Below are 16,859 nucleotides of genomic sequence, written 5' to 3'. Positions count from 1 at the left end.
GCCGAACTGGGCTAAAAAGCGGTATGTCGGTTTTCCACGCCCGCGTCCGTGCCATTGTCCTGGTGCTCCTGTCCGGGGTGCTCGTTTCGAGCGCCACGGCGCAGGAGCGCACGACCCGGACGTTGTTCGAGGTGCTGTTCGGGCGTGACGACGAACCGACACCGCCGCCCGCGGTCGTCCAGCCCCAGCAGCCCAGGCCGCAGCCGGCACCTGCACCTGCGCCGCAGCCTTCACGCCAGCCGGCGCCCCAGCCAGCGGCAGCGCCCGACGTGGAAAAGTCCGAAAACGCCCGCAGGATCATGGTGATGGGCGATTCCCTGGCGGTCGATCTCGCGCGGGCGCTCGAGCGGCTTTATGCGGACAATCCGGAAATCGCAGTGATCGAGAACGCCGTCGGATCATCGGGATTCGTGCGCGACGATTTTTTCGACTGGAACGAAGCGATCGAAGACGAGATCGTGGCCGACAGTTTCGACATCGCCGTTGTCGCCATCGGCATCAACGACCGGCAGGCGCTCAATGGAGCCGAGGCGCTCAGCGACCCCTGGCGCAGCGCCTATCGCGAGCGGCTCGACGCATTCCTGGGCGATCTAAGCGCGGCGGACAAGGAGATCGTCTGGATCGAATTGCCGCCCATGGAACAGCCCAGTTATGGCGCCGCCATGGCGCAGATCTCCTCGATCCACAAGGCAGCGGTGGGCGCTGTGGGCGGTGAGTGGGTTGAAACCTACGACCGCTATCTGGGCGAAAACGGCGGCTACAGCGCCGACGGGCCGGATCTCAACGGCAACATCGTCGCCATGCGAAAAGGCGATGGCATCCATTTTTCCGCGGCCGGGGCCGACAAGGTGGCCTTTTACATCGATCGCGCGCTGGCCACGGAGGGCAGCCGGGTCAGCCTTTCGGGCAGCACCTCGGAAGTTTCCGATCTTCTCGCCGGCACCGATGCGGCCGGTATGCTGCGCCCACCCTTCCAGGGGCTAGAGCAGATGCGTTTGGTCGACATGGCCAGCCTGGTCCAGGATTTGGGCGGGACCGCGCAAAGGGCTGGCGATCTCGTCGTTGCCCGCACGCCGACGGCGGATGCGCGTGGGTTCGCGCTCGAAGACATGCTGCAGGCACCCGCTGGCCGTGTCGATGCCTTCGGGTTGGGACGGGCGGCGGGCGACGTGGAAAATCCCACCGGACGGTAGAAAAAAGCCCCGGAGCGGGTGTCCGGGGCCTTACTCTCAGTCGCTTCTAGCGCGGCAGCGTCGTCTCGCCCATCAGGTCGAGATCGATCGCACGCGCAGCCTGCCGGCCTTCGCGAATGGCCCAGACGACCAGGGATTGGCCCCGGCGCATGTCGCCGGCGGCGTAGACGCCATCCACGGTGGTCTTATAGCTGAAGGTATCGGCGAACAGATTGCCCCGCTTGTCGAGCTTGGCGCCCAGTTGTTCGAGCATGCCCTCATGGACCGGGTGGGCAAAGCCGATGGCCATCAGCACCAGTTCGGCCGGGAGAATGAAATCGCTGCCTTCGATCGGCTTGCGGTCAACGCCGACGCGGGCGCATTTGACGCCCGAGACGTGGCCGCGCTCGTCGGCGATGATTTCGACCGTGCCCGCCTGGAATTCGCGATTTACGCCTTCGGCCTGGGAGGACGAGGTGCGCATCTTGACCGCCCAATTGGGCCAGGAGGTCAGCTTGTCCTCCTTGACCGGAGGCTGAGGGCGGATGTCGAGCTGAGTCACCGAAATGGCGCCCTGGCGGAAGGCGGTGCCCACGCAGTCCGAGGCGGTGTCGCCGCCGCCGATAACGACGACGTTCTTGCCCGCGGCCAGGATGGGCTCCTCGGTCACCGCCTCGCCGCCATTGCGGCGGTTCTGCTGCACCAGATAGGGCATGGCATAGTGGACCCCGGCGTGTTCGGTGCCCTCGCAGCCCGGATGCCGGGGATGCTCGGACCCGCCACACAGCAGGACAGCCTCGTGATTTGCCTGAAGCTCCGAAAGCGGGCGGGTGATGCCGATATTTTCGCCGAAATGGAAGACGACGCCTTCGGCTTCCATCTGCGCCTGACGGAAATCGATATGATGCTTTTCCATCTTGAAGTCGGGAATGCCGTAGCGCAGCAGGCCGCCGGGCTTGGGCTCGCGCTCATAGACGTGAACCTCATGGCCGACGCGGGCGAGCTGCTGGGCTGCTGCAAGACCAGCCGGTCCGGCACCGACAATGGCGACCTTCTTGCCGGTCTTTTTGTCTGCAACCTGCGGACGGACCCAGCCGCCGCGGATGGCCTTGTCGGCGATGGCCTGTTCCACCGTCTTGATGGCGACCGGAATGTCCTCGAGGTTGAGCGTACAGGCTTCCTCGCACGGGGCGGGGCAGATGCGGCCGGTGAACTCGGGGAAATTGTTGGTCGAGTGCAGATTGCGCGCGGCCTCTTCCCAGTCGTCATTGTAGACGAGGTCGTTCCAGTCCGGGATCTGGTTGTGGACAGGGCACCCCGTATCGCCATGGCAATAGGGAATGCCGCAATCCATGCAACGTGCGGCCTGGTTGCGCACCTCCGGCTCGGTGAGCGGGATGGTGAACTCGTGATAGTGGCGCACGCGGTCCGAGGCCGGCTCGTAGCGCTGCTCCTGGCGATCGATCTCAAGAAAGCCCGTAACCTTACCCATTGGCTTTCTCTCCTTTATTCGGCTGCGGTGGGGCGCGAGCGGCCCGTGCGCAGGTCTTCCATTTCCTGCATAGCGCGGCGGTATTCGACCGGCATGACCTTCACGAATTTGGGACGGTATTCCTCCCAATTGTCGAGGATCTGTTTAGCGCGGGTCGAGCCGGTGTAGTGCAGGTGATTGCTGATCAATTGGAACAGGCGCTCGTCGTCGTGCTTGGTCATATCGCCCGAGACGTCGACGCGGCCGTGCCATTCGAGGTCACCACCATGGTGGTGGATCTTGCGCATCAGCTCTTCTTCCTCGGCCACCGGTTCGAGATCGACCATGGCGAGGTTGCAGCGGGTGCCGAAATTGCCTTCTTCATCGAGCACATAGGCGACGCCACCGCTCATGCCGGCGGCAAAGTTGCGGCCGGTCTTGCCGATGACGACGACGACACCGCCGGTCATGTATTCGCAGCCATGGTCACCGGTGCCTTCGACGACGGCCACGGCGCCCGAATTGCGCACGGCGAAGCGTTCGCCGGCGACGCCACGGAAGTAGCATTCGCCTTCAATGGCGCCGTAGAGCACCGTGTTGCCCACGATCATCGATTCCTCGGGTACGATCTGCGTCTTTTCCGAAGGACGGATGACGATGCGGCCGCCCGAAAGCCCCTTGCCGACATAGTCGTTGGCGTCTCCGATCAGGTCGAAGCTGATGCCGCGGGCGAGGAAAGCGCCAAAGCTCTGGCCGGCCGTGCCGCGCAAGGTCACCGAGATGGTGTCCTCGGCGAGGCCCTTATGGCCGTGCTTCTTGGCCACTTCACCCGACAGCATGGCACCGGCCGAACGGTTGAGCGAGCGGATGGGCATCTCGAACTGGACAGGTGTCCGGGTGTCGATCGCTTCGCGCGACTTGGCGATCAGCTCGCGGTCGAGCACGGCCTCGAGGTGATGGTTCTGGAACTCGGTGTGATAGATCGAATCTCCGCCGATCGGCTCGGGTTTATAGAAGAGCTTGGAGAAATCGAGCCCCTTGGCCTTCCAGTGATCGTTAAGCCGGGTCTGGTCGAGCAGGTCGGAGCGGCCGATGATCTCGTTGATCGAGCGGGCACCCATTTCGGCGAGCAACTTCCTGACCTCTTCGGCAACGAAGAAGAAGTAGTTGATGACGTGCTCGGGCGTGCCCTTGAAGCGCTTGCGCAGAACCGGGTCCTGGGTGGCGATGCCGACCGGGCAGGTGTTCAGATGACACTTGCGCATCATGATGCATCCGGCCGCGATCAGCGGCGCGGTGGCAAAGCCATATTCGTCGGCGCCCAGCAGCGCACCGATCAGAACGTCGCGCCCGGTGCGGAAGCCGCCATCGACCTGTAGCGCCACGCGCGAGCGCAAGCGGTTAAGGACGAGGGTCTGGTGGGTTTCGGCAAGGCCGATCTCCCACGGACCGCCCGCGTGCTTGAGCGAAGTCAGCGGAGCCGCACCCGTGCCGCCATCAAAACCCGAAATGGTGATGTGGTCGGCGCGCGCCTTGGCGACGCCTGCGGCAACCGTGCCGACGCCGACTTCGGAGACGAGCTTGACCGAGACATCCGCCTCGGGATTGACGTTCTTGAGGTCGTAGATGAGCTGAGCCAGATCCTCGATCGAATAGATATCGTGGTGCGGCGGGGGCGAAATCAGGCCGACGCCGGGGGTCGAATGGCGCGTCTTGGCGACGACCCAATCGACCTTGTGACCGGGGAGCTGACCGCCTTCGCCGGGCTTGGCGCCCTGGGCGACCTTGATCTGCAGCATATCGGCGTTGACCAGATATTCGGTCGTGACGCCGAACCGGCCCGAGGCGATCTGCTTGATGGCGGAGCGTTGCGGGTTCATCGACCCATCGGGCAGGGGCTTGAAGCGCTCGGGATCCTCGCCGCCTTCGCCGGTGTTGGACTTGCCGCCGATACGGTTCATGGCCATGGCGAGGGTGGTGTGAGCCTCGCGCGAGATCGATCCGAAGCTCATGGCCCCGGTCGAGAACCGGCGCACGATGGCTTCGGCCGATTCCACCTCCGAAATGTCGACGGGTTCGCCCAGCGGGTTGATGGTGAACAGCGAGCGGATCGAAAGCCGGTGCGCGTTCTCGCCATTGGCGGCGCGGGCAAAGGCGTCGTAGCGCTCCTGGGCGGTTTCGGGGGTCTCGTCCTTCAGCCGTACGGCGTGCTGGAGATCGGCAATGGTGTTGGGTCCCCAGGCATGGGCCTCGCCGCGCATGCGATAGGCATATTCGCCGCCGACATCGAGTGACTTGCGCAGCACGGCGTCGTCGGAAAAGGCCAGCTTGTGCCGGCGCAGGGTTTCCTCGGCCACCTCATTGAGGCCGACGCCCTCGATGGTGGTCGCGGTGCCAAAGAAGAAGCGCTTGACGAACTCGGTCGAAAGTCCGACCGCGTCGAAGATCTGGGCGCCGCAATAGGACTGGTAGGTCGAGATGCCCATCTTGGACATGATCTTGAGCAGGCCCTTACCCACCGACTTGATGTAGCGGTAGATGACCTCGTTGGAATCCACCTCGGAGGGGAATTCCTCCTCATTGTGGAGCGCGGCCAGCGCCTCGAAGGCGAGGTAAGGGTTGATCGCCTCGGCGCCATAGCCGGCCAGAACCGCGAAATGGTGCACTTCACGGGCTTCGCCCGTTTCAACCACGAGGCCCGATGAGGTGCGCAAGCCCTTGCGGATCAGGTGATGGTGCACCGCAGCGGTCGCCAGCAGCGCGGGAATCGCGATGCGGTTGGCCGCGACCAGCCGATCCGAGAGGATGATGATGTTGTAGCCATTGGTGACGGCCTGTTCGGCGCGTTCGCAGAGCGCTTCGAGCGCCGCTTCCATGCCGGCAATACCCCTGGAGGCATCATAGGTGATGTCGAGGGTTGCGGTATGGAACTGATTGTCGGCCATGTCGCCGAGCGCGCGGATCTTTTCGAGATCCTCGTTTGTGAGGATGGGCTGGCGCACCTCGAGCCGCTTGGTGGTCGATAGGCCCTCAAGATCGAAGAGGTTCGGGCGCGGCCCGATGAAGGACACCAGGCTCATCACCGATTCCTCGCGGATCGGGTCGATGGGCGGGTTGGTGACCTGCGCGAAGTTCTGCTTGAAATAGGTATAAAGCAGCTTGGGCTTGTCCGAGAGCGCCGAGAGCGGGGTATCGGTGCCCATCGAACCCACGGCTTCCTGCCCTGTCGTCGCCATGGGCTCCATCAAAAGCTTGACGTCTTCCTGGGTGTAGCCGAACGCCTGCAGGCGATCGAGCAGGCTTTCCGTCGTCGCAGGAGCCTTGGGCTCGGTTTCGGGCAGGTCCTCAAGCACGATCTGGGTCTTGGCGAGCCAGTTGGCATAAGGGTTCTTGGCGGCGAGCGCCTTCTTGATCTCGTCGTCGGAAACGATGCGGCCTTCCTCGAGATCAATGAACAGCATCTTGCCCGGCTGAAGACGCCAGCGCTCGACGACGTCTTCTTCGGGGATGTCGAGGACGCCGGATTCGGAAGCGAGGACGACGTGGCCTTCCTTGGTGACCAGATAGCGAGCCGGACGCAGGCCGTTGCGGTCGAGCGTTGCCACCACATAGCGGCCGTCGGACATCGACATGGCGGCCGGGCCATCCCAGGGCTCCATGAGCGCTGCATGATATTCGTAGAAGGCGCGGCGCTCTTCATCCATGAGCGTATTGCCGGCCCAGGCTTCGGGCACGAGCATCATGGCGGCGTGGGGCAGGGAGTAGCCGCCACGCACGAGGAATTCGAGCGCATTGTCGAAACAGGCGGTGTCGGACTGGCCCTCATAGGAGATTGGCCAGATCTTGGAGATCTCCTCGCCAAAGGCGGGGGAGGCGACCGATGCCTGGCGGGCGGCCATCCAGTTGACGTTGCCCCGGATGGTGTTGATCTCACCATTGTGGATCGTCATCCGGTAGGGGTGAGCCAGCTTCCAGGACGGGAAGGTGTTGGTGGAAAAGCGCTGGTGGACCAGCGCGATGGCGCTTTCGAACGCCTCGTCGTGCAGGTCGGGATAGAACTTGCCGAGCTGGTCGGCCAGGAACATGCCCTTATAGACGATGGTGCGGGCCGACATCGAAACGATGTAAAAGCCGTTGTCGCCCTGTACCTCGGGGATTTCCGAATAAACGGTGTTGGAGATCACCTTGCGCACGATCAGCAGCTTGCGCTCGAAGGCGTCAACGTCTGCGATATCGGCGGGGCGGGCGACGAACATCTGTTCAATGATCGGCTGGGTGGCGATCACGCCTTCCGAGAGCGCTGAGTTGTCAAACGGGACGACGCGCTCGCCAAGCACTGTCAGGCCTTCGGATCGGATCGTCTCGCGCACGAGGTTGGCGCAGCGATCACGCAGGCCGTCATTGGGGTAAAAGATCATGATGGGCGCATAGGCCCCCTTTTCGGGCAGGTCGAAATCTGTGACCTTGTCGAAGAAGGCGTGCGGAATCTGCACGAGAATGCCCGCGCCGTCGCCCATGAGCGGATCGGCGCCCACGGCGCCGCGATGCTCAAGGTTCTCGAGGATTTCGAGGCCCTTCTGCACCACTTCATGGCTGGGCTTGTTCTTGATGTTGGCAATCATGCCGATGCCGCAGGCATCGTGCTCGTTGGCCGGATCATAAAGACCCTGGGCGGCGGGATTACGTTTGGTCGCGGGGGTGCCCTGAATCTGCGCAGCCGCCTCGATCAAACTCTTGTCCATTTCACCCATTGCCAGGTCCTCGCCAAAGTTAACGGAAGATTGCGTTTGCAGCTTCCGTGCAGGTCGCTCGCTCGGGTCGTACAAGGATCAATGTACGGCTCGGGTGAGCAGACCGGTTATTTACACTGGAGCGGCGCTGCATCCAAATGGCCGCTCAAAACGAACCCTTGTTCGGGTTCCGCCAGGCCGCTCCTTCCATTTAAATGGGCGGGCTTTGGGCTGGCGACGCAGTTCGTTCCGGGAGACGGTCGATCCTGCGATTTGTTTCCGGGGCACCTGTTCGGCATCCCGGCAGGTTTGTCCTAGCACAGCTTGTGCCGGATGGCCCCTGTTTTGTCAATAATGGACAGCATTCCTGCCCTAATTTTTGCGCGACATTGGCAGATTTTTTGCGCGGCGGCAAGAGCGGTACGGGGGTTTTAGGATACGCAGTCCAAAACGGCAACGGGCGCCCGGCCAGAAGGCCGGACGCCCGCTTCAACGTTCGGGAGGAGGAACGTCGGGATATGAGACGGCTTAGTTGACCGTCTTGTCCTCGATGGTCTGAGCGCCGTTGCTCTTGATCTCGATCTGGCGCGGACGCTTGGATTCGGGAATCTCGCGCTTGAGATCGATGTGGAGCAGGCCGTTTTCAAGCGAAGCGCCGGAAACCTCGACATAATCGGCAAGCTGGAAGCGCAGCTCGAAGGCGCGTTCGGCAATGCCGCGGTGGAGGAATTCGCGCTTATCGCCATTGGCGGCGCGGGAGCCCTTGACCTGGAGGCTGTTCTCCTTGGTCTCGATGGCGATATCGCCGGACGAGAACCCGGCAACCGCAATCGTCACGCGGTAGGTGTCGTCACCGGTGCGTTCGATATTGTAGGGCGGGTAGGTCTTTGCGTCTTCGCCGACAAGATTGTCGAGACGCGAGAACAGGCGGTCAAAGCCGACCGTGGAGCGGTAGAAGGGGGAAAAATCATAGCGTTGCATTCTGTGTTCTCCTGGACGTAGCAAGAATCACGTTCACTGCTGCCGGCGGATCGCTCCCATCATTGGCAAGCGAGGTGTCGGCGGCGTCCCCGGATCATCCGGCGGACAGGTTTGAGATAGGTGTCGATTTTTCCGCTTCAAGGGGTGCAAAAGATCCGATTTTCGAGGCTGAACCGAATATGAATGAAGCACTCGGGGAGCGTTCAGACGCCAAGGGGTAGAAGGGGGCATGTGATCTCGGAAACGGGGTCATGCCAAAGGCGCAGGCGCCGTTCACCGCCCCCCGCAACGGCGCCTGCGTACTTTCCCTGCTCGTTCTGGCCTCGTTTACCTCAACTGGATATCCTTGCCGCTTCCCAAGGAGACGCACCGGTGAACATGGCCGCAACGCAATCCGAACCCAGCCTGGTTCATCTTCCATCCAATCCCGTGCCGCATGGCGCCCAGGTCGGTTATTTCACGACCAGCGACCGGGTGCGCTTGCGTTACGCGCTTTTCCCCCGGCTGGGCGCAATTGCGCGGGGTACGATCGTCCTGGTGCAGGGGCGGACCGAGTTCATGGAAAAATATTTCGAGACCATCGTCGATTTCCAAAAGCGCGGCTTTGCCGTTGCGACCTTCGATCTGCGCGGGCAGGGCGGTTCGGATCGCCTGATCGGCAACCGCACGCTCGGCTATGTGGAAAATTTCGACGACTACTGGACAGACCTTAGAGATTTCCATTCGGGCATCGTGCTGCCCGACTGTCCGCCGCCCTTCTATCTCGTCGGCCATTCGACGGGCGGGCTGATCGGGCTTTTGGCCGCGACACGCGATCGGCTGATGTTCGACCGCGTGTTCCTCTCCTCGCCGATGGTCAGCCTTCCGGGCCTGCCCTTGTCGCTTAAATGGTCCTCGCGGCTCATCAACGCCGCGCGGTTCCTGGGCCTCTCGAGGATGCCGGTCGGCCGGCGCGAAGAAAAAGCGCAGAGCGAGGACCGGTTCGAGAACAATCCGCTGACCTCGGACAAGGCGCGCTATATGCGCAGTGTCGAAATCCTCGCGGCCCGGCGGGAATTGTTCGTGGGATTTCCCACGCTCGCTTGGATCGGCTCATCGCTCGCCGCCATGCGGCGGGCCAATGAGGACGACTTCCCTCAAACGCTAAAGATTCCGGTGTTCATCTGTGCGGCGGCGCTCGATAGCGTCGTCGAGACGCGGGCAAGTGAAGCGCTGGGCCTGCGCCTGCGGGCCGGCCATCATGTGGTGATCCCGGGCGCACGGCATGAACTGTTCATGGAAGCCGATGCGATCCGGGCGCAGGTCCTGGCCGCGTTTGACGCGTTCGTGACCGAGCAATCCGCCTAATCAAGCATGGCTTCGCGCAGCAGCCGCATGGCTTCGGCGTGCAGTTCTGGCGTTGCCGCGGCAATGCAGGTGCCGCCCTGTTCGGCGCGCCCGCCATCCCAGGTGGTGACCACCCCGCCGGCCGCTTCGATGATGGGGATGAGGGGGGCGATGTCGACGTCCTTGAGGCCTGCCTCGACCACGAGATCGAGATGGCCGGTGGCCAGAAGACAATAAGCGTAACAGTCGAGCCCGTAGCGAACCTGCAATACCCGCGGAGCAAGCGCCGTCCAGGCCGAAAGGTGCGGGCCGGTAAAGAGCTCCGGCGAGGTGGTGCTGGCGCGCGCCTGGGTGAGGCGGGTGACGCCGCTCGCCTTGGCGGGCAGGTCCGTTCCGTTGCGGGCGTGGCGCAGCCGGCCGCCGACCGCCAGCCAATATTCGCCGGTATAGGGCTGTTCCATGAGCCCGGCGATGGATCTGCCCTCATGGGTGAGCCCGATCAGCGTGCCCCATACCGGAATGCCGGAAATGAAAGCCCTAGTTCCATCGATGGGGTCGATGATCCAATTGTATGGCGTCGCCGTAGCTTTGTTATCCCATTCCTCGCCGATGATTCCATGATCGGGGAATCGGCTGGCGATGATCTCTCGAATGGCGGTTTCGGCGGCGCGATCGGCCTCGGTTACCGGATCGAAGCCGCCGGCGAGCTTATTATCCACAACAAGTTGCGTGCGAAATCGACTGAGCGTCGTGGGCCGGGCGGCGTCCGCGCAGGCCAGCAATGTTTCGGCGATGGCCGCGTCGGAAAGCATGGAGGGTGACGAAATTGTCATGGGGAACCAAAATGTTGCAGGAACACGGATAATCGCCGTCTAGGCGCGATCAAATGCCATTTCGTTAAAAATGGCTTTACAGAAGTGATTCCTTTTTGCAACAGCGCGGATCGATTGCGAGCATCGGGGGAGCGGCAGGCTTGCGCTTTGGCGAAAAAAGGTTCAAGCACGATATTGCATGATGGATTGGTGACTCTTTTCGGCTCTGCCGTTCTCTGTCGCCAATGTTTCCTCCCTTGACTTGGGCCGCCCAGAGCGGCCCACTCTTTTCTCCATTCAGCTTATTCGGCCGCGAGCTGCGTGCGCGCCAGGGCCACTGCATCGAAACGCACGAGCGTGGCGAGCAGAGTTTCGGCAAGCTGCTGCATCAGCGGAAATCCCTGATGCTTGGCGAGCGTGAGCTCGTGCATATAGAGGTGACGGGAGAATTCGATCTGTAGCGCGTGGATGCCGTATTGCGGCCGTCCATAGGTGCGCGTGGTGTGGCCGCCCGCATAGGGCCTGTTGCGCGCCACTTTGAGTCCGGCACCGGCAAAGACCATTTCGACCGTATCGATCAGGACCGGGGCGCAGGTCGTTCCATACCGGTCGCCCAGAACCACGTCGGGCGCCGTGCGGTCGTTGCCGCGGTTGAGCCGGGGCATGGAGTGGCAGTCGATCAACACGGCGACGCCGAAATTGGCGAGCGTTTCGCTCAAAAGCGTCTGCAACGTCTTGTGATAGGGTTTATAGATGCCCTCGATGCGCATCAGTGCATCTTCGAGCGTGAGCGGCTCACGATAGATGGGGCGGTTCTCCGAGACGATGCGGGCGATGGTGCCCAGGCCCGCGGCAATGCGCGGCGAAGCGGTATTGAAATGATCGGGCAGCGGCTCGCGGAACATGCGCGGGTCCAGCTCATAGGGCTCGCGGTTCACGTCGAGATAGGCGCGCGGGAAATTGGCGCGCAGCAGCGGCAGGCCCATATGGGGCGCTCGCGCAAAGATCTCGTCGACATAAGCGTCTTCGGAATGGCGGATCGTTGTTTCGTTGAGCCGCGAGAGCTTGAGGAAGCGCTGCGGATAATCGCGGCCCGAATGTGGAGAATTGACCACGATGGGAGCGAGTTGGCGTCGCGGGCGCACGGTTTCGAACGCAGGTCTGTCGAAATAGTCTGATTGCACGTATAACCCCGAAGCCGCGCGAACGAATAAGCGGATGACCATTGAGTTTGCACCGCCCCGCCACCGTTGTCCACAAAAGCGGTGACCGTCGACGTGATTGTGACTGTTGCGTGGGGCACCTGTTTCGTAAAACATGCGAATCATGGCCGGAACGGCTGAGAACGTGAACTAAGAACCCAGGCTGAAGGGTGACCATGAACCGGATTTTGCTGGCCGAAGACGATGCTGACATGCGCCGGTTTCTTACCCGTGCGCTCAAGAACGCCGGATATGACGTCGTGGCTTTCGACAACGGCAAATCGGCCTATGAGCGGCTGCGCGAGGAGCCGTTCACGCTGTTACTCTCCGATATCGTGATGCCGGAAATGGACGGCATCGAGCTGGCGCGCCGCGCCACCGAACTCGATCCCGATCTCAAGGTGATGTTCATCACCGGCTTTGCCGCCGTCGCGCTCAACCCCGATAGCGAAGCGCCCAAGGGTGCGTCCGTCTTGTCCAAGCCCTTCCATCTGCGTGATCTGGTGGGCGAAGTCGAGCGCCTGCTGGCGGCCTGATCGGATCGGTTGCCGGGGAGTTGGCGCGGCCGTCACAAAACGGCAAAAACCTATTGACCCCGACCGCCCTTTGTGGTGTATCCGCCCCACGTTCCGCCGCTGGCGGAATTGTCGAGAGAGTGGGCGTATAGCTCAGCGGGAGAGCACTACGTTGACATCGTAGGGGTCACTGGTTCAATCCCAGTTACGCCCACCATTCTCTCTCCCCGCCTTGGCGGGGCGGTCCTGATTCAGGGGCCTTTCGCTGGCACCGTCTTGGACGGACATGCCGAGCGGGTGTGTAGCTCAGCGGGAGAGCACTGCCTTCACACGGCAGGGGTCACAGGTTCAATCCCTGTCACACCCACCATATATCTTACTGGAATTCTTAGTTCTTTTCCGGCTGGCTCTTCGCTGCAGATAGTGGTCTGTGGTTCGTCTGAACCAGGATGGGTCTTAACGGGCATCGTCAGCTCGGGTCGAACCCTGCGGAGCGGGTGTGTCGACCCCGTGAAGTATGATTAAGACATCCTTACCAAGTGGCGTTCCACACTGGGAGCATTGATTCACGAGAGTGATGAGGGCTTCCATGAGGAAGGTCATTGTTGGGGGCGTTTGCCTGGCCGTCGCGCTGGCGGGGTTGGTGTTCGTCATTCCCTTGGCGTTGAGTTCCGATGCGTTGCGGACCGCCCTCGCGCGACAGCTTTCCGACAGCTCGGGAGCGCAAGTCTCTCTGAGCGGTCCGATCCGCTTCTCGGTACTTCCCGATTTTGGCGTCGTTGCTGAAGACCTTTCCTATGTATCGGGCGATGGCGCAATTTCGATCTCGGCCGCCCGGTCGGTCGCTTCGGTCGAGTTGATGTCGCTGTTTTCCGATCAGATTCGTATCACGGGCATCGAATTGCAGAGCCCGCGCATCGTGCTGGCCGAAGCCTCGCAGGCTGAATCTAGCACGGAACCGGAGCCGGCAACCCAAGGACAGGATATTTTCGAAGTGGCGGCTGGCTACCTCGAAAGGTTGGCGATCGACCATTTGGATGTCATCGGCGGTGAGGTTGCCCAAAATCGTGAGGGTGCCATCGAACCCATCGCCAGTGACATTGATCTGCGCCTCTCGGTCCCAGGGATAAGTGAGCCGGCTTCGCTTGCTGTTTCGGGCACCGTCGACGGCAATCGGATGGAGCTTGCGGCAGATATCGGATCGCTCCGCGATCTTTTGAATCGCCAACCCGCCACCTTCTCTCTTTCGGCGAAAAACGAACAGCCGCCGCATCCGATTCTCGCAGACCTCGCAGCCTCGGGGAGCATTCAGCTTGCCCAGGACGGCAGCTATCGCATTACCGGTGGTGAAATCGATTCGATCGGGCAGACGATGCGGCTCGATGTCAGTTATGCGCCCGGAGATCGTCCGTTCGTGATGGCAAGAGTTGAAGCCGGTGTTCTGGACTATTCCGATTGGCAACCGGCGGAAGCAAACGCTGGCGCCAGCGAAACCGCTCAGGCGTCGAGCGACGGAGTGGATTTGTCGGCGCTCCGGGGCTTCGATGCGGATATCGAACTGCGCGCTGAGGCCATGCAGGCCGGTCAAGCCATCGCCCGCGACGTCATCATCGGAGCGCAACTCCAAAATGGCGAGTTGAACGCAAATGTCAGCTCGTCAGAGATCGCCGGAGGGAGCCTCGACGCAGGTCTGCTCGTGGACCTCAATTCCGATCGGCTCCAATCGAGCGGCACCCTCGATATCGCTTCCATCGACATGGAGAATCTCATGGCGCTCGCCGGGCAAACGGCGCCGGCTACTGGCCAGCTATCGTCGCAACTCGGCTATGCCTTTTTCGGGATGGATGCGGAGGCTATTCGCAACTCGATCAACCTGCGTGGCGAAGTCTCCATTTCCAACGGCAGGATCGAAGCACCGCAACTGGCGGATGTCGCAGGGTCGGGCGCCGGGATAATCGACGCGCTCGATGCCACGGCGCGGATCGAGGATATCCGGCAGCCGTTGGCCGTTTCGGGCACGGCCCAATGGAACGGCGAGACGATCGGTTTTGACAGCACGCTCGCGCTGGCCGATCTGCTCATGGGACAGCCGGGCACCGCAGCGCTCGATTTCAGGTCTCCGCCGGTAAATGCGAATTTTTCCGGGACGGTGGCACTCAATGGTGCGGCCTCCGGAAGGGCGGAAATTTCGGCTGCTTCCCTGAGCCGCGCCCTGGGCTGGTTCGGCCAGGACACTGGAACGCCGCTGGGCAGGTTTGCCTTTTCCGGCGATATCGCCGTCAGCGATACCGAATTCGCACTGAGCGAGGCCGCTATTGGCCTCGATGATATCAATGCCGGCGGCTCACTATCGGTCACGAGAGTGGGTAAGCCGAAGGTCACGGCGGCCCTGTCGGTCGACATGCTGGACTTTACCCGACTGACAGGTGGGAGCACGACTGCGGCTCCGACCAGCTCGGGTCCCTCGGACATCGACCTTGCCATATTGCGGCAGTTCGATGCCGATATCCGGCTTACGGCCAATCAGATCGGCTACGGCAGCATCAAGGCTGGCCCGGCAACAGCATCGCTTTCGGTGGCTGATGGTGTCGCCAGACTGTCGGTGCCCGAGGCTGCGTTCTATGGCGGTGGCGTTACGGCCAATGTGACGGCAAACGGCGCCGGCGACGTTCCGGCCATAGAGCTTGTCGCCGGCATGGAAGGCGTCGAGTCGCTGCCGTTCCTGATCGATGCGGCGGGTTTCGAGCATATCGAGGGCAAGCTAACGGCGAACGTGCAGGTGAGTGGCGCTGGCAACAATAGCGAGGCTTTCGCGCGGTCGCTCAAGGGCCCGGTGAGCGTGATGTTTTCCGATGGAGCGGTGCGGGGCATCGATGTGGCGGGCCTCGTGCGCAATGTCCAATCGCTCATCAATGGTGGTTATACCGAGAACGCTGATGCGAAGACCGAGTTTGCCGAGCTTTCGGTATCTGTCGGGATCGAAAACGGGGTCGGGCGTTTCGATGATCTGAGACTGCTCGGGCCATTGGTGCGCATGAGCGGGCAGGGCAATATCGATCTTGCCGCCCAGACCATCGATGTACGGCTCGATCCGCGTGTGGTCGGATCGCTCGACGGGCAGGGTGGCGAGTTCGACGTCTCTGGGCTCGGCATGCCTGTCATCGTGACAGGTGCGCTCGCCGGTCCAAGCATCTATCCCGATGTTTCGGGCATTCTGGCCAATCCCGACCAGGCGTTGCAGGCAATTTCCCAACTGGGCGGCAATATCGGCCAGCTGGCGGCCGGTGCATCGGAGGTCGATCTCGAGAGCGTTCTTGGTGACGGCACTGATGCGATTTCAGACAGCGTTCTGACGGGACTCATCGGCGGCCTCGCTGGCAGCGCGTCCGGAGAGGCGAACGGCGTCATTCCTGCCAATGGGCAGGACCTCCTCAACACGATTTTAGGGGAGCGGAACGGCGAGCAAGCTGTTCAAGTGCCGGAGGCACCAGCACAGCCTGCCGGAATGGCTCCTGAGACTGAGAGCATCGCTGCTTTGCCGGCCGATCCGTTCCCTCTTCCCAGACAGGATCCTCGAACCGGCCAGGCGGTTGTATCCGAGGTCGCGCAGGAACCGGCCGAGCAACCTGATCTGACCGATAGGCTTTTCGACGCGGTCGCACCTCAGGTCGCGCCGAACAACGTCGATTCGATCAGGAACCTTCTCGAGCAGCTTGGCGCGCAATAACTGAATCCTTTGAGCTGTGTGAACCCGGCCATGTCTCGTCAGCGGTAGCTGGGAATCGTTTTGCGGACGACCTAGATCATTTCTAAGGGCCGTTTGGAACGAGGTGGAGGGAAGACGCTATCGAGCAAGGCGCGATCGGCATCGGTCAACCCGATTTCGAGCGAACGGAAGTTCTCCGCCACTCTTTCAGGCCGACTGCTCTTGGGAATAGCAACGACGCCTGGTTTGCTCAGAACCCACGCCAAAGCAATTTGCGCCGTCGTGGCGCTATGCGCCTTGGCGATCTCATTGAGGGCGTTATGGCGAGCCAGGCGACCCTGTTCGATTGGCGAATAGGCCATAACCGGCATCGATCGTTCGCGACAATAGCCGAGAAGGTCGTGTTCGATCCCCCTGCGCGTCAGGTTGTAGAGCACCTGGTTTGCCGCGCAATCGCTGCTCACGGCCTCAAGGTCTTCCATATCGTCGACATCGAAATTGGACACGCCCCAACGCGCGATCTTGCCTGCCTTCTGCAAGTGCTCGAACGCCCGTACTGTCTCCTCGAGAGGAACTCTGCCACGCCAATGCAGCAGATAGAGATCGAGACGATCGGCGCCCAAACGCTTGAGGCTGTTTTCGCATGCCCCGATCGTTCCCTCATAGCTGGCGTTCGAGGGCAGCACCTTGCTCACCAGATAGAGGTCGTTACGGCGCCCCGAGATGGCCTCGCCAACGACAAGCTCGGCATCGCCATACATTTCAGCCGTATCAATCAACGTGATCCCGAGATCCATTCCGGCGCGCAATGCGGCCACTTCGGCATCGAACGTGTTGCGATCCTCGCCCATGCCCCAAGTGCCCAGTCCGAACACCGGCATATGCGACCCATCGGGTAGTTTGGTCTGCGGGATTTTGATCATGGTTCAGTTCCCCTGAAGTCG

General features: G+C 61.9%; 10 protein-coding genes and 2 tRNA genes. 6 read left to right on the top strand and 6 right to left on the bottom strand.

The window, feature by feature from the left end; genetic code table 11:
* Positions 1-23 precede the first annotated feature (23 nt).
* Positions 24-1,193, top strand: a complete 1,170-nt coding sequence (locus NO932_RS15955; RefSeq protein ID WP_309208318.1) for a DUF459 domain-containing protein — start codon at positions 24-26, stop codon at positions 1,191-1,193.
* 46 nt (positions 1,194-1,239) lie between these two features.
* Here the strand turns inward: NO932_RS15955 and NO932_RS15950 are convergent, their stop codons facing one another.
* From NO932_RS15950 to NO932_RS15940, 3 genes are all read right to left on the bottom strand, one after another.
* Positions 1,240-2,664 (bottom strand): glutamate synthase subunit beta, encoded by a 1,425-nt coding sequence (locus NO932_RS15950; protein WP_309208317.1) that lies wholly within the window; start codon positions 2,662-2,664, stop codon positions 1,240-1,242.
* A 14-nt stretch (positions 2,665-2,678) separates the two neighbouring features.
* Positions 2,679-7,385, bottom strand: coding sequence for a glutamate synthase large subunit (gltB, locus tag NO932_RS15945; protein WP_375142891.1), 4,707 nt, complete (start codon positions 7,383-7,385; stop codon positions 2,679-2,681).
* 516 nt (positions 7,386-7,901) lie between these two features.
* Positions 7,902-8,354: an Hsp20 family protein gene (locus NO932_RS15940; RefSeq protein WP_309208315.1), complete on the bottom strand. Its 453-nt coding sequence runs from the start codon at positions 8,352-8,354 to the stop codon at positions 7,902-7,904.
* Between the two features lie 378 nt (positions 8,355-8,732).
* Between NO932_RS15940 and NO932_RS15935 the strand changes: the two genes are divergently transcribed.
* Positions 8,733-9,701 (top strand): alpha/beta hydrolase, encoded by a 969-nt coding sequence (locus tag NO932_RS15935; protein ID WP_309208314.1) that lies wholly within the window; start codon positions 8,733-8,735, stop codon positions 9,699-9,701.
* Here NO932_RS15935 and hisN read toward each other — a convergent pair.
* Both hisN and NO932_RS15925 read right to left on the bottom strand, forming a co-directional pair.
* Positions 9,698-10,492 (bottom strand): histidinol-phosphatase, encoded by a 795-nt coding sequence (gene hisN / locus NO932_RS15930; protein ID WP_309211068.1) that lies wholly within the window; start codon positions 10,490-10,492, stop codon positions 9,698-9,700. The genes NO932_RS15935 and hisN overlap by 4 nt on opposite strands.
* A gap of 302 nt (positions 10,493-10,794) precedes the next feature.
* Positions 10,795-11,718: an N-formylglutamate amidohydrolase gene (locus NO932_RS15925; protein ID WP_309208313.1), complete on the bottom strand. Its 924-nt coding sequence runs from the start codon at positions 11,716-11,718 to the stop codon at positions 10,795-10,797.
* Between the two features lie 152 nt (positions 11,719-11,870).
* On the opposite strand from NO932_RS15925, the gene cpdR reads away from it, so the two are divergent.
* From cpdR to NO932_RS15905, 4 genes are all read left to right on the top strand, one after another.
* Positions 11,871-12,230, top strand: a complete 360-nt coding sequence (cpdR, locus tag NO932_RS15920; protein WP_309160010.1) for a cell cycle two-component system response regulator CpdR — start codon at positions 11,871-11,873, stop codon at positions 12,228-12,230.
* Positions 12,231-12,351: 121 nt separating this feature from the next.
* A tRNA-Val gene (locus NO932_RS15915) sits at positions 12,352-12,426 on the top strand.
* 78 nt (positions 12,427-12,504) lie between these two features.
* Positions 12,505-12,579: transfer RNA gene (locus NO932_RS15910), tRNA-Val, on the top strand.
* Between the two features lie 219 nt (positions 12,580-12,798).
* Positions 12,799-15,936: an AsmA family protein gene (locus tag NO932_RS15905; RefSeq protein WP_309208312.1), complete on the top strand. Its 3,138-nt coding sequence runs from the start codon at positions 12,799-12,801 to the stop codon at positions 15,934-15,936.
* A gap of 71 nt (positions 15,937-16,007) precedes the next feature.
* Here the strand turns inward: NO932_RS15905 and NO932_RS15900 are convergent, their stop codons facing one another.
* A complete protein-coding gene (locus NO932_RS15900; protein WP_309208311.1) occupies positions 16,008-16,838 on the bottom strand; it encodes an aldo/keto reductase in 831 nt (276 codons plus the stop codon).
* Positions 16,839-16,859: the final 21 nt, after the last annotated feature.

Origin of the sequence: Pelagibacterium sp. 26DY04, assembly GCF_031202305.1 — a bacterium.
Classification (GTDB): Bacteria; Pseudomonadota; Alphaproteobacteria; order Rhizobiales; family Devosiaceae; genus Pelagibacterium.
The sequence above is the reverse complement of the archived record's forward strand: the minus strand, read 5'-3'. Positions and strand labels throughout refer to the sequence as shown.